This is a genomic window from Geminicoccus sp. (assembly GCF_036263595.1).
Lineage (GTDB): Bacteria > Pseudomonadota > Alphaproteobacteria > Geminicoccales > Geminicoccaceae > Geminicoccus.
The window spans coordinates 17,614-30,045 of sequence record NZ_DATAGQ010000036.1; the positions used below are offsets into that span (position 1 = coordinate 17,614).

A 12,432-nucleotide genomic window follows, 5' to 3' on the forward strand; every position below is an offset into this window, starting at 1 on the left:
GGCCTGCCCCCCTGCGTTCCGGGGGCGGTGTGCTTCGTAGCGGTGCTGCCACACCTTCCACGCCGACAGGATGAGGATGATGGCCAGCAGCGGAATAAGCACCGAGCTGGGAACGACTTCGAGCAGCTGTCCGCCGATCACGCTGCCCAGGAGCGAACCGGCTGCCATGGCCAGCACGAAGGCCCGGTTCGCGCCGATGACGGCGAAGCTCCGGTCCTGGCTGTAGCGGGCGAAGCCGACGAGCATGGTCGGCAGGCTGATCGCCAGCGAAAGGCTCCCGGCCAGCTTGATGTCCACCCCGAACAGCAGGATCAGGGTCGGGATGAGCAGCTCCCCGCCTGCAACACCGAGCAGGGAGGCGACCACCCCGATGCAGAGGCCAGCCGCCACGCCCGCCACGAGCTGGGGCAAGCCGGTCAGCAGCGGCGCCGTCGCCGATGGACCATGGCCCAGCGCCAGCACCGCGGCGGTGGCCACGAGCAGCAGGGCGATGATCCGGTAGAGGGTGCGCGACGTCACGCGGGTGGCCCACATCGCACCCAACCACGCCCCGATCAGGCTGCCGGCGAGAAGGTTGACGATCACGGGCCAGGAGGAGGCCAATGCCGTCAGCGGCACGGCCGAATTGCGGAACGGCAGCGCCGAGACGACCACCACCAGGCTCATGGCCCTGTTCAGGATGACGGCCTCCAAGGCGGCAAAGCCGAACGGCCCGATCAGCAGGGGGAGGCGGAATTCAGCACCGCCCAGGCCGATCAGCCCGCCAAGCATGCCGATCGCCTCCGGCGAAGGCCAGGAGGAGGCGGCGTGTCGTAGGAGAGGAACCAGGGGATGGGTCGGCCATGCAAGGCGGATAGCCGCGGCCCCGGTTGCCTGTCTGCCCCAATCGTCCTGACACCGCAGGCCCGGACGACTATGTTCGGGCGGACATGGCCGATCACCAGCACGCCCACCCGCCTTTCCAGGGTCGCCACCACGACCACGACCACTGCGTGACCGATGCGCTGGCGCGCGCGGAGCTGGTCTGCAGCCGCAACGGCGGCAGGCTCACCGAGATCCGCAGGCGTGTCCTCGAGATCGTCTGGCAGAACCACCGGCCGGTCGGCGCCTACGACATCCTGCAGACCCTGTCGGGCGAGCGGGGCAGGGTGGCACCCCCTACGGTCTACCGGGCACTGGACTTCCTGGTGAGCCACGGGCTGGTCCATCGGATCGACCGGCTGAACGCCTTCATCGGCTGCCCGCGTCCCGACGAGCCGCACGGTGCTGCCTTCCTCCTCTGCCGCTCCTGTGGCGAGGTCGCCGAGATCGAGACCGATCTTCTCGACAAGGCCCTGTCGAGCATCGCCGGCCAGACGCGCTTCAAGGTCGAGAGCCGCACGGTGGAGCTGGCGGGCCTTTGCGGCGACTGCGCTGCTGCGGTCGAGCGGGACCGGCCCGCATGAGGGGGGTGGCGGCATGCAGAGCCGGTGCCGTCGGCTGCAACTGCGAGACCCCGAGCGCCGCCGGGCCCACATGCGCCGGTCCGTGATCGTCCTGTGCATGCTGGCCCTGCCGCTTGCCTTCTGGCTGCCCTGGCATGATGTCGGCACCGATCTCGTCCGGGCCTGGCTGATCCTGCAGAAAAACGCGAACGGCTATGTCGCAGCGCAGATGCAGGCCCTGAAGGAGGGAAGTACCCTGGCTCCGCTGATCGGCGGTCTCGGTCTGGCTTTCCTCTACGGGGTCGTCCATGCCGCCGGCCCCGGCCACGGCAAGCTCGTCATCGCGAGCTTCCTTGCCAGCCGCGATGCCGGACCCTGGTTCGGCCTGTGATCGCCGCGCGTATCGGCGCCATGCACGTCCTCACCGCCGTGGTCGTGGTCGCGTTCGCCGATCTCCTGCTACGCAAGACGGCTGGCGGCCTTCCCACCGGCAATCCGGCGATCCGGATCGTGGCCTACACCATCCTGGCGGCGACGGGCGGCTGGATGATCCTCCATGCTGTTGGCCGCCTGCAGAGCCGCCGCCGACAAGTCGCCGGTCCTGGCACGTCACTGGTACAGGACCATCTGCGCGGCGGGATGCGCACCGCCAGGGTGCCTGCCGGTGGGCGCGAGAGCGGCCTGCTGGCCATCGCCGTCGGGCTCGTTCCCTGTACCGGCTCGATCCTGATCCTGAGCATCGCCATCGCCAACGGCGTGCTCTGGGCCGGCTACCTGCTGGTCGCCGCCATCGCGATCGGCATGACGTTCACGATGGCACTCCTGGCCCAGGGTGTGATCCTGCTGAACAGGACATTCGTACGTGACCTGCGATCAAACAGCCTGGTCCCCCGCCTCCTCGAGCTCGCGGGCGCGCTGGCCGTCACGAGCTTCGGCCTCCTTCTCCTGGGTGGAACCCTCCTTTCATGACCAAGCCCACCCGCCTGATCGTCGGCATCACCGGTGCGTCAGGGGCCATCTACGGCGTGCGGCTCCTGGAAGCGTTGCGCGGCCAGCCGGTCGAGACCCATCTGGTCTTCACGCGCGCCGCCAAGCTGACCATCGCCTACGAGCTCGACCGCCCGATCGAGGCGGTCGAAGCACTGGCCGATGTCGTCCATCCACTGGCCGATGTCGGAGCCTGCGTCGCATCCGGTAGCTACAGGACCCTCGGCATGGTCATCGCCCCCTGCTCGATGAAGACCTTGGCCGCCATCGCCACCGGCGTGACCGACAACCTGCTGACCCGTGCAGCCGATGTCGTCCTGAAGGAACGCCGCCGGCTGGTCCTGCTGCCGCGCGAGACGCCGCTCCATCTCGGCCACTGCCGCAACCTCGTCGCCGTCACCGAGATGGGCGCCATCGTGGCACCGCCGGTGCCGGCCTTCTACGCCAAGCCGACGACGATCGACGATCTGGTCGACCATACGGTCGGCAGGGTGCTGGACCTGTTCGACATCGATGCCGGCCTTGCGCACCGGTGGCGGGAAGGGGAGCAGCCTGGCTGAGGTCATGGGCCGTGACGGCGACAAGCTGGCATGGAACTTGCGGATATTGCGGTGTGATCACACCCTGTCGGCAGCGACGCCCGATGCTGGAGAAGATCCGCCGATGATCCCCATCCCGAAGCCCGGCACTCCCGAGCGCCAGCGCCTGATCGACGAGCACAGGCGCTGCATCGACAGCATGAAGGGCGTTGCCGGTTGCGCCGTCCTCGAATGCGCCATGCCTGGCGACACGACCGCCGTGTCCGGCGGAATCAGCGATGATCCCCTGCTGCGCCAGGTCCTGTTCCGCATGCGGGCGCAGCCGCCCAAGGGCAAGCTCGTCGTCATCTGCACAAAAGTCGACCAGGAATGGCGTATCGGCCGGCTGTCCGGTGTGCGCGGCATCCCGCCGGCCTTTGTCGACGATCGCGTCTTCAACGACGAGAACGAGATCCAGCACGCCATCTTCCTGATGCGGCTGGACGAGATGGCCGAGACCGACGGCATGCCCGAGCACTTCAACGAAGGCTGGAAGCGCGGCGCCTACAACTGGACCTGAGCGTCCTCCCGACTGCCCAGCCCCACGACCCGGAGACCATGCCGATGAGCGCCATGCGCCTGACCGGATATGCCGACAAGTTCAGCGTCCACCCGGGCGAGCCGATCCGCTTCTACGTCAACTGCGACGGTCCCACGTCTTTCAAGGCCGAGATCGTCGAGCTCGTGAACGGCGACACCAATCCGCGCGGGCCGGGCTTCATCGAGCGCCATGTCCTAAGCGGGATCGAGGGGACCTATCCTGGCCGCCGCCAGGAGATCTTCAGCGGCTCCTACGGCTTCGTCCCTGATGCGCCCGTGCTCGACCTGCAGAGCTTCACCCTGCAATGCTGGATCTGGCCGACCACGCCACGCACGGATCCCAGCTACTGGAAGCACGGCCCCCAGGCGATCTTGGCCCAGTGGAGCGAGGGAAAGGGCTATGGCCTGTTTCTGAACACGGAGGGCCATGTCGAGCTGCGCGTGGGCGACCAGACGCTGGCCAGCCCCATGCCGGTCCGTGATCACGCTTGGCATTTCATCGCTGCGAGCTTCGATGCGGGGACCGGCAAGGCCGTGCTCCATCACGAGCCGCAGGTCGTCTACGCCCTGGACCCGGGGGCGGCCCCGGTTGAGGCGACCTTCGGGCAGGGCCTTGTGCATGCAGCCGTGCCCTTCGTCATGGCCGGCCATGCCGCCAAGGCAGCGCCCGGCGATCGGCAGCATCCGTCGGGCTACGTCATCGCCGGCAGCTACAACGGCAAGATCGACGGGCCCAGGCTGTGCAACCGTGCCCTGTCCCGGCTCGAGATCGAGATGATGAAGGCCGGTGCCGCTCCTGGTCACAGCGAGCGCCGCCATGCCGGGCCGACCGGCGCGCTGGCCACGGCCCTTGTCGCTTCCTGGGACTTCGGCGACGGCATCGACACCCTGGTCGGCAAGGACAAGGGGCCGTTCATGCTCCACGCCACCCTCGTCAACTGCCCGACCCGTGCCATGACCGGCCACAACTGGCGCGGCGAGAACTTCGACTGGAAGCACGCCCGGGACGAGTATGGCGCCATCCACTTCCATGACGACGACGTCGACGACGCCCGCTGGACCGAGGACTTTACCTGGATCGTGCCCGAGGGCACCAGGAGCCGCTCCTATGCCGTCAAGCTGACGACGGAGGAGGGCGACGAGGACTATCTCCCGTTCTGGGTCGTGGCGAAGCTCGGCACGCCCGGCCCCAGGATCGGCGTGATGATCCCCACGATCAGCTACATGGCCTATGCCAACGAGCACATGGCCACGAACGGCGCGGGTGCCGAGCTCCTGATGTATCGCGTGCCGATCATGCAAGACCAGAACATGTACCTGGCCGAGCACCGCGAATATGGTAGCTCGCAATACGACGTCCATACCGACGGCAGCGGCGTCAGCTTCTCCTCGCGCCTTCGCCCGATCCTCAACATGCGCCCGAAATACGATACATTCGTGGCCCAGGCACCCTGGCAGTACAATGCCGACCTGCATCTGATCTACTGGCTCGACAAGATGGGCTACGACTACGAGGTCTTCACCGACGAGGACGTGACCTATGAGGGGTTGGCCCGCCTGAACCGCTACAACGTGGTTCTGACCGGCTCCCATCCGGAGCACAATAGCGGCCCGCAGATCGACGCCCTGCACAACTATACGCAGGCCGGCGGCCGGCTGATGTATCTGGGCGGCGATGGCTGGTACTGGGTGCAGACCTACCACCCCGCCTATGATGCGAAGGGCAGGGGCGTCATCACCGAGCTGCGCCGCTGCGAGAGCGGCATCCGCCCATGGTTCGCCGACCCGGGCGAATACTACCACCAGAGCACCGGTGAACTCGGCGGCATGTGGCGCTTTCGCGGCCGGATGCTGCATGCCGTGGCCGGCACCGGCATGGCCGCCCAGGGCTTCGACATTGGCACCTACTACACCCGCACGCCCGACAGCCTGAACCCGCGCATCGCCTGGGCGTTCGAAGGGATCGGTTATGATGAGAAGCTCGGTAATTTCGGCCTGTGCGGCGGCGGTGCGGCCGGCCTGGAGGTCGACATCGTCGACACCATGCTGGGCTCGCCCCCGCATACCCTGACCGTCGCCACGTCAGCCGGCCGCCACACCGAGGCCTACCTGCTGGTTGGCGAGTACTACGGGACCAGCCAGCCCGGCATCGACGGCACCCAGCATCCGCGGGTGCGCGCCGATCTTGCCTACCACGAGACCCCCAACGGTGGCGCCTGCTTCGCCTTCAGCTCGATCGCCTATTGCGGTGCGCTGCCCTGGAACGAGGGCGACAACAACATCTCCAGGCTCACGAAAAACGTGCTCGACCGCTTCATGATGGAGGGCCCGCTACCCCCGCCGCCGCAAGAATCGGTCAAGCCGCGCGGCCGCGCCGACTACGACCCGAACGCGGCGATCCCGTGATCCCGGACTTGGCCGATCCCGCAATCTACCGGGACGGTCTTCCACCGGAGGCCTTCACGACCGCCGCCTTCGCGAAGGTCGAGGATGCGAGGCTCTGGCCGAGGACCTGGGTCTGCATCGGCGCTGCCGCCGAGATCCCGGCGCCCGGTGACCTTCTGCCCTACACGGTGGGCGTCCACGGCATCCATGTGCAGCGCCTGTCCGATGGCGGGCTGGTCGGCCGCTTCAACAAGGCCCAGCACGGCGGCTGCCACTTCATCCCGCTCCAGTGCCAGTCCGGCAGGAAGACTCGCTGCGGCTTCACCTCCTGCGGCTACAGCCTGGACCGTGATCCGATCCCTGCCGCTCCGGACGGCGGGGAGACCCCCGAGATGTACCAGTATCTCGGCATGCGCCCGGACCGGCTGGGTGCCGTCACCGTCCATGCCGAAGGGCCTCTCCTGTTCGTATCGGTCGAGCCGTCGGACGCTCCCCCCGCGACCGGTGCGCTTCCCCCTGTCGTCCGGCCGCTCGACCGGACGACTGTCAACGCGAACTGGAAGCTCGTGGCCACCAGCCTCGGTGACCGTCCGCAGGCCGATCTGCCTGCCGGCAACCTCGTGCTGCTCCGCGACGAGGACGAGTGCTGTGCCGTTATCCTCCAGCCGATCGCCCCGGCCAGGACGGCCTGCCGGATCGTGCTCCTGTCCGAACGGTCGCTGGACGAGAAGGCGACCGCTCGCTGGCGGGGTGAGCTGGATGAGCGGTTCGCGGGCGCGGTCGCCTGGCAAGCAACCGGCCGCCCGTCGGGGGAACCTTCGTCAGCGGTGGCGGGCTGGCAGGCCCGGCTGATCGGCGCCCTGCTCAAGTCAGGACCTGAGCGCCGTCCGGTCCGCAACTCCGCCTATCCCCGGAACCACCGCTACGGCTTCGTCGCCTGACGCCCATGGAGCGCGCCTACAGCGTCGCCCAGATCCAGTTCGAGTGCCTGCGCTACATCAAGGAGTTCGGCGCCGAGCCGGCCGCCTGGGTGGCCGGCACCTGCACCGATCCGCAACTCGTTCTTGGCGGTCGCGCAACCGGTGGCGTGGTCTGGCTGACCAAGCCCGCCCTGACGCCCCGCGCCGCTCGCATGGTCGTAGACTGGTTGCATCGCCGTTACGGTGTCGTCCTGGCCAGCTCGGAGGAGTGGACAGACGGCCGTTACGTCTTCTTGATTCATGGGCCATCGTCGTCCGCGTGATGCCGACTCCTCTCAGGCGCTCCTTCCGTCATACGGTTGCGGATCGAGCGCCGCGACGTCGATATCGTCGACACAGCGGACGTTGATGGCTGCCATGGGCTGGTCGCCCAGTGTCATGAGGGCGAAGGCCTGAACGCCACAGGCGGCACAGAAGCGGTGATCGATCTGGTGCCGGTTGAAGCGATACGAGGTCAGCCGGTCCGTGCCCGCCGTGAGGCGGAACTTCTCGGCCGGAATAGCGGTGAGGATCGAGCCTCGCTTGGTGCAGTACGAGCAGTTGCAGGTGATGGTGCTGTCGAGGTCGGCCTCGGCCTCGAAGCGTACGGCGCCGCAATGGCAGCCGCCGGCGATTTCCGTCATGCCGGTCAAGCCCCGTCGGCCGTCGACGCGAGGAGCTTGTCGAGCCGGTCATAGCACATGGCCATGCCCTGCGACATGCCGCTGGCGAGCACCGCGTCGCGCGCCTGCCTGCTCACATAGCGCATCGTGATCGTCATGACTGTCCCGCCGACGGCCGCCTCGAACACTGTCGTCGCGACGGCCTCGCCGCCGGTCCAGTCCTGGTCGAACAGTTCGGTGTGGACGAGGCGCGACGGGCGCTCGACCTGATGATGGACGCCGCTCATGCCCATCTCGGTGCCGTCCGGCCTGCGCCAGACGAAGCGCAAGGCGCCGCCCTCCCGCGGGTCGATCTCGCAGACCGGGAGCGACATGCCCTCAAGCCCGATCATCCAGCGCCGTACGAGTTCCGGCGTGACATGCGCGTCAAAGACGGCCTCACGAGGCGCGGCGAAGACCCTGGTGAACAGGATCTCGCGATCCCCCTGCGCTGATACCTCCAGCCTGGATCCATCCGTCAAGGCAGCCTCCTCTTATACATAACCATATGGTTAAGTAATGCAGGCTGCCCGTGTCAAGGCAGATCGCCAGCCAGCGCCTCTAGTTCCGCCGGAGCATGGCGATGTGCGGAATGCCCTCATCGTCGAACAGCTCACCTTCTGGTAGATAGCCCAGGCGGCGATAGAACCGCTCGGCATGAACCTGGGCGTTCAGCAGGAGGATACGATGCCCGCGCGCCTGCAGCACCTCGCTGGCAAACCGCACCAGCCGTTCGCCCATGCCCGTGCCGCGTGCCTCCTTCAGCACCGCCACGCGCTCGATCTTGCCGATCGAGCCGTTCTCGCCATAAGGCCGGATGCGGGCGGCACCGACGATGCGCTGGCCCATCGTCGCCACCAGATGCTCGCACGCATCGTCCAGGCCGTCGAACTCGCCCTCGATCGACACGCCCTGCTCGTCGCAGAACACGGCCTGCCGGACCTCGAAGGCCCGCGACCGCTCGTCGTCGTCATGGGCAAACCGGACGACCGGCTGCCCGGCCGGCAGGTCGAGGATGTCGAGCCGCATCGGCTGGAGGAAGACCCGGCCTTCTCCATCCGCCCGCCCGGTGGAAGCGAACCGCCTGGCGACCTCGGCACGGGCTGGACCGACCCCCGGGCCGCGGCCCGGTTCCGCCGCGACGAAGGCTTCGAGCACCTCCTCCAGGTCGGCCGCGCGCCGCTCGGCCAGGTACACATGCGGATTTGCATGAACGAACCCGACGATCGACGCACGCTCGATAGCGGCCTCCGCCGCGGCCCGCATCTCGGTCTCGTCCTCCAGCGGCCGAAGCAACTCGAACCAGCCTCCTTCGGCCAGCGGCTCCACCACGATCAGCCGGCCGCCGGGTGCCAGGGCATAGGCGATCTCGCCCAGCGCCCGGTCCATCTCACCGGGCGGGACGTGATGGAAACTGTTCACCATGAGCGCCACCTGGACCAGGCCCTGCTCGACCGGCAGATGCGCCGCCTCGCCCGGGATCAGCGCCTCGTGCCCCGCCATCTCGTCGACCTGGGGATCGATGCCGAACGCGTCGTAGCCCAGCCGGCGCAGCCGATGGACGAGGTCGCCGTTGCCGCAGCCGACATCCATGATCCGGCCGTGCCCTGGCAAGAGGGCCGGCAGCATGTCGATCAGCCTCTGGATCTCCGGCATGGACTAGGGCTCCCCTGGCAGTCGTCGGCGGTTCGTCCTAGCTTCCGATCCGCCGACCGACCAAGGAGCAAGTGCCATGACTGACGCCCGGCGGGACAATTCCCGCAGGATCAGGTCCCCGCGCGGGGCGGAGCTGACCTGCCGGAACTGGCAAGCCGAAGCAGCCATGCGCATGTTGATGAACAATCTCGACCCGGAGGTGGCCGAGAATCCGGAGGAACTCGTCGTCTATGGCGGCATCGGCCGGGCGGCCCGCGATTGGCGCTGCTTTGATGCCATCGTGGCGACGCTGAAGCGCCTGGAAGCGGACGAGACTCTCCTCGTCCAGTCCGGCAAGCCGGTGGGCGTCTTCAAGACCCACCCGGACGCGCCGCGCGTGCTGATCGCCAACTCCAACATCGTCGCGAAATGGGCGAACTGGGATTATTTCCACGGGCTCGATCGGCTCGGCCTGATGATGTACGGCCAGATGACCGCCGGTTCCTGGATCTATATCGGCACCCAGGGGATCGTGCAGGGTACCTACGAGACCTTCGTGGAGTGCGGCCGGCGCCATTATGGCGGCAACCTGAAGGGCAAGTGGATCCTGACCGGCGGCCTTGGCGGCATGGGAGGAGCGCAGCCGCTGGCCGCCACCATGGCCGGTGCGTCCATGCTGGCCGTGGAGTGCCGGGCATCGCGGATCGAGCGGCGCATGCAGTCCGGCTACCTCGACTGGATGGAGGCAGACCTGGACGACGCGCTGGCCCGGATCGAGCGGGCCAACCAGAGCGGCGAGCCGATCTCGGTGGGCCTTCTCGGCAACGCCGCCACCGTGTTCGAGGAACTCGTCCATCGCGGCATCCTGCCGGACATCGTCACCGACCAGACTTCCGCCCATGACCCGGTCCATGGCTACCTGCCCGCCGGCTGGACGGTGGAGGAGTGGGAAGAATGCCAGACGAAGAATCCGGCGCGTGTCGAGGAGGCTGCCCGCGAGACCATGGCGCGCCATGTCCGCGCCATGCTGGCCTTCCACGCCGCGGGCGTTCCCACGCTCGACTATGGCAACAACATCCGCCAGTTCGCCCAGGAGGCCGGGGTCGAGAACGCCTTCGCCTTTCCAGGCTTCGTCCCTGCCTATATCCGCCCCTTGTTCTGCAAGGGGATTGGTCCGTTCCGCTGGGCCGCCCTGTCCGGCGACCCTGAGGACATCTTCGCCACGGACCAGCGGGTCAAGGAACTGATCCCGGACGACCCGCACCTGCATCACTGGCTGGACATGGCCAGGCAGCGGATCAAGTTCCAGGGCCTGCCGGCGCGGATCTGTTGGCTGGGCCTGGGCCAGCGCGCCCGGATCGGCTTGGCCCTGAACGAGATGGTGGCCCGCGGCGAGGTGAAGGCGCCGATCGTGATCGGTCGCGACCATCTTGACTCGGGCTCGGTCGCCTCGCCGAACCGGGAAACGGAAGCCATGCAGGACGGGTCCGACGCCGTGGCCGACTGGCCGCTCCTGAATGCGCTGCTGAACACCGCCTCAGGCGCCACCTGGGTGAGCCTGCACCATGGTGGCGGCGTGGGCATCGGCTTCTCGCAGCATGCCGGCATGGTCATCGTCGCGGACGGGACGGCGGAGGCGGCGCGCCGGCTGGAGCGCGTCCTCACGAACGATCCCGGCACGGGCGTGATGCGCCATGCCGACGCCGGCTACGATATCGCTGTCGCCCATGCGCGCGAGCAGGGCCTCGACCTGCCGATGATCGGCACCTGACATGCCCGGCTGGCTGGTCGTGCTGCTGCTCCTCGTCCTGCTGGGCATAGCCGGCTGGGGCTCCTGGCTCATGTGGCACCAGATGCAGGACGTGGTCATCGGCATGCACGGCCAGATCGCGCTGGCGCTTGGCGGCGCCTTGTCCTTGATCATCACGGTCTTCTTCATGGTCCTGATCTATGTCAGCCGGTCCAGGGGCTTCGACGACGGGGCCGGGCGCCTCGACGGCGACGACGAGGCGCCACGATGAGTATCTGGATCCTCCTGGCGGTCTTCGTGGGCGGCGGGATTGGGTCCTGCGCCCGGCATCTCGTGAACGTGGCCGGCATGCAGGTTCTCGGCACCGGCTTTCCGTGGGGCACCATCACGGTCAACATCGTCGGCTGCGCGCTGATGGGCGTGATCGTCGAAGCGATGGCACAGCGCTGGACCGTATCGCAGGAAGCCCGCTTGTTCCTCACCACCGGCATCCTGGGCGGCTTCACCACGTTCAGCACCTTCTCGCTCGATACGGTGGCGCTGTGGGAGCGCGGCCGTCACGACCTTGCGATGCTCTACGCCGTTCTGTCCGTTGCGCTGTCGCTCACAGCGACCGGATTGGCGATGTACGGCATGCGCCGGGCACTGGGATGACCTAGGGTCCAGCGGCGGTCACGAGGACCGCCGGACGCGGACGAGGAACGATGCGCGAGGCAGGACGTGACCGGCGCCGGGCAAGGCGGGCAACCGATGGCGGGATCGCCCAGCGTCCCTGGCGCGAGGTGGTCAACCACCTGCCGCCGACCGAGCCGCTCTCGGCGGACCAGGTTGAAAAGATCCACGATTCCTCGCTGCGTATCCTCGAGGAGATCGGCATCGAGTTCCTCCACCCGGAGGCGTTGTCGATCCTTGGTCGCGCGGGTGCCCAGGTGACGCCGGGCTCGATGCTGGTGAAGTTCGACCGCGGCCTGGTGCTCGAGCTGATCGGCAAGGCACCGTCCCGCTTCACCCTCCATGCCCGCAATCCTGCCCATGACCTGCAGATCGGCGGCAATGTCGTCAACTTCGCCACTGTCGCCTCCACGCCGAATGCGCATGACCGTGCCGGGGGCCGGCGGTCCGGCAACTTCCGGGACTTCACGAATTTCGTGAAGCTCGGCCAGAGCCTGAACTGCATCCACCTCTATGGCGGCTATCCGGTCGAGCCCATCGACCTGCCGCCCCAGACCCGCCACCTGGACTGCCTGCAGGCTTTCGTCACCCTGTCCGACAAGGCGTTCCACGCCTATTCGCTGGGCCACACCCGCATCACCGATGGCATCGAGATCGCGCGGATCGCGCGCGGGATCAGCCGCGAGCAGCTGCAGCGCGAACCCTCCCTGTTCACCATCATCAACTCGAACTCGCCGCTCCGCCTGGACGGGCCGATGCTCGAAGGTATCATGGCGATGGCCGGTGCAAGCCAGGTGGTTGTCCTGACACCCTTCACGCTGGCAGGCGCCATGGCGCCTG

At 67.7% G+C, this 12,432-nt stretch carries 15 protein-coding genes and 1 pseudogene; 12 read left to right on the forward strand and 4 right to left on the reverse strand.

Going from position 1 to position 12,432, the window contains the following annotated elements; translation table 11 throughout:
• Positions 1-42: 42 nt before the first annotated feature.
• Positions 43-771, reverse strand: a pseudogene (locus VHL31_RS26590) (sulfite exporter TauE/SafE family protein); the annotation flags it as partial.
• Positions 772-929: 158 nt separating this feature from the next.
• Between VHL31_RS26590 and VHL31_RS02845 the strand changes: the two are divergent.
• From VHL31_RS02845 to VHL31_RS02880, 8 genes are all read left to right on the forward strand, one after another.
• Positions 930-1,445 carry a Fur family transcriptional regulator gene (locus VHL31_RS02845; protein WP_329659691.1) on the forward strand — a complete coding sequence of 172 codons (516 nt, stop codon included), beginning with the start codon at positions 930-932 and terminating at the stop codon, positions 1,443-1,445.
• Positions 1,446-1,458: 13 nt separating this feature from the next.
• Positions 1,459-1,815 carry a hypothetical protein gene (locus tag VHL31_RS02850; protein ID WP_329659692.1) on the forward strand — a complete coding sequence of 119 codons (357 nt, stop codon included), beginning with the start codon at positions 1,459-1,461 and terminating at the stop codon, positions 1,813-1,815.
• On the forward strand, positions 1,812-2,393 hold the full coding sequence (locus tag VHL31_RS02855) for a hypothetical protein (RefSeq protein WP_329659693.1): 582 nt from the start codon (positions 1,812-1,814) through the stop codon (positions 2,391-2,393). The genes VHL31_RS02850 and VHL31_RS02855 overlap by 4 nt, the downstream gene beginning before the upstream one ends.
• Entirely contained in the window at positions 2,390-2,971 is a 582-nt protein-coding gene (locus tag VHL31_RS02860) for a UbiX family flavin prenyltransferase (RefSeq protein ID WP_329659694.1), read from the forward strand. Before VHL31_RS02855 ends, VHL31_RS02860 begins: the two co-directional genes overlap by 4 nt.
• 103 nt (positions 2,972-3,074) lie before the next feature.
• A complete protein-coding gene (locus VHL31_RS02865; protein WP_329659695.1) occupies positions 3,075-3,509 on the forward strand; it encodes a hypothetical protein in 435 nt (144 codons plus the stop codon).
• 44 nt (positions 3,510-3,553) lie between these two features.
• Positions 3,554-5,935: a N,N-dimethylformamidase beta subunit family domain-containing protein gene (locus VHL31_RS02870; protein ID WP_329659696.1), complete on the forward strand. Its 2,382-nt coding sequence runs from the start codon at positions 3,554-3,556 to the stop codon at positions 5,933-5,935.
• An 8-nt stretch (positions 5,936-5,943) separates the two neighbouring features.
• Positions 5,944-6,855 carry a hypothetical protein gene (locus tag VHL31_RS02875; protein ID WP_329659697.1) on the forward strand — a complete coding sequence of 304 codons (912 nt, stop codon included), beginning with the start codon at positions 5,944-5,946 and terminating at the stop codon, positions 6,853-6,855.
• Between the two features lie 5 nt (positions 6,856-6,860).
• A complete protein-coding gene (locus VHL31_RS02880) occupies positions 6,861-7,157 on the forward strand; it encodes a hypothetical protein (protein WP_329659698.1) in 297 nt (98 codons plus the stop codon).
• 12 nt (positions 7,158-7,169) lie between these two features.
• Here VHL31_RS02880 and VHL31_RS02885 read toward each other — a convergent pair whose 3' ends face one another.
• The 3 genes from VHL31_RS02885 to VHL31_RS02895 form a co-directional block, all read right to left on the reverse strand.
• Entirely contained in the window at positions 7,170-7,517 is a 348-nt protein-coding gene (locus VHL31_RS02885; RefSeq protein WP_329659699.1) for a GFA family protein, read from the reverse strand.
• 5 nt (positions 7,518-7,522) lie between these two features.
• Complete coding sequence (locus VHL31_RS02890; protein WP_329659700.1) at positions 7,523-8,017, reverse strand: SRPBCC family protein; 495 nt, start codon at positions 8,015-8,017, stop codon at positions 7,523-7,525.
• A gap of 79 nt (positions 8,018-8,096) precedes the next feature.
• Complete coding sequence (locus VHL31_RS02895) at positions 8,097-9,191, reverse strand: GNAT family N-acetyltransferase (RefSeq protein WP_329659701.1); 1,095 nt, start codon at positions 9,189-9,191, stop codon at positions 8,097-8,099.
• 76 nt (positions 9,192-9,267) lie between these two features.
• Between VHL31_RS02895 and hutU the strand changes: the two genes are divergently transcribed.
• The 4 genes from hutU to VHL31_RS02915 form a co-directional block, all read left to right on the forward strand.
• Positions 9,268-10,941 carry a urocanate hydratase gene (gene hutU, locus VHL31_RS02900; protein ID WP_329659702.1) on the forward strand — a complete coding sequence of 558 codons (1,674 nt, stop codon included), beginning with the start codon at positions 9,268-9,270 and terminating at the stop codon, positions 10,939-10,941.
• A 1-nt stretch (position 10,942) separates the two neighbouring features.
• Positions 10,943-11,191 (forward strand): hypothetical protein, encoded by a 249-nt coding sequence (locus tag VHL31_RS02905; RefSeq protein WP_329659703.1) that lies wholly within the window; start codon positions 10,943-10,945, stop codon positions 11,189-11,191.
• The gene (crcB, locus tag VHL31_RS02910) at positions 11,188-11,574 is read left to right on the forward strand and encodes a fluoride efflux transporter CrcB (RefSeq protein WP_329659704.1); all 387 of its coding nucleotides are present in this window, start codon (positions 11,188-11,190) and stop codon (positions 11,572-11,574) included. The genes VHL31_RS02905 and crcB overlap by 4 nt, the downstream gene beginning before the upstream one ends.
• Positions 11,575-11,624: 50 nt before the next feature.
• Positions 11,625-12,432 (forward strand): trimethylamine methyltransferase family protein (locus VHL31_RS02915; RefSeq protein ID WP_329659705.1); only part of this gene is annotated, 808 nt, incomplete at its 3' end.

What these genes read in the sequence shown, in the direction of transcription:
- hutU (WP_329659702.1), top strand. Translation starts at nt 9,268, where the DNA reads ATGACTGACGCCCGGCGGGACAATTCCCGCAGGATCAGGTCCCCGCGC.
- VHL31_RS02880 (WP_329659698.1), top strand. Translation starts at nt 6,861, where the DNA reads ATGGAGCGCGCCTACAGCGTCGCCCAGATCCAGTTCGAGTGCCTGCGC.
- VHL31_RS02845 (WP_329659691.1), top strand. Translation starts at nt 930, where the DNA reads ATGGCCGATCACCAGCACGCCCACCCGCCTTTCCAGGGTCGCCACCAC.
- VHL31_RS02860 (WP_329659694.1), top strand. Translation starts at nt 2,390, where the DNA reads ATGACCAAGCCCACCCGCCTGATCGTCGGCATCACCGGTGCGTCAGGG.
- VHL31_RS02850 (WP_329659692.1), top strand. Translation starts at nt 1,459, where the DNA reads ATGCAGAGCCGGTGCCGTCGGCTGCAACTGCGAGACCCCGAGCGCCGC.
- crcB (WP_329659704.1), top strand. Translation starts at nt 11,188, where the DNA reads ATGAGTATCTGGATCCTCCTGGCGGTCTTCGTGGGCGGCGGGATTGGG.
- VHL31_RS02885 (WP_329659699.1), bottom strand. Translation starts at nt 7,517, where the DNA reads ATGACGGAAATCGCCGGCGGCTGCCATTGCGGCGCCGTACGCTTCGAG.
- VHL31_RS02905 (WP_329659703.1), top strand. Translation starts at nt 10,943, where the DNA reads ATGCCCGGCTGGCTGGTCGTGCTGCTGCTCCTCGTCCTGCTGGGCATA.
- VHL31_RS02895 (WP_329659701.1), bottom strand. Translation starts at nt 9,191, where the DNA reads ATGCCGGAGATCCAGAGGCTGATCGACATGCTGCCGGCCCTCTTGCCA.
- VHL31_RS02870 (WP_329659696.1), top strand. Translation starts at nt 3,554, where the DNA reads ATGAGCGCCATGCGCCTGACCGGATATGCCGACAAGTTCAGCGTCCAC.
- VHL31_RS02865 (WP_329659695.1), top strand. Translation starts at nt 3,075, where the DNA reads ATGATCCCCATCCCGAAGCCCGGCACTCCCGAGCGCCAGCGCCTGATC.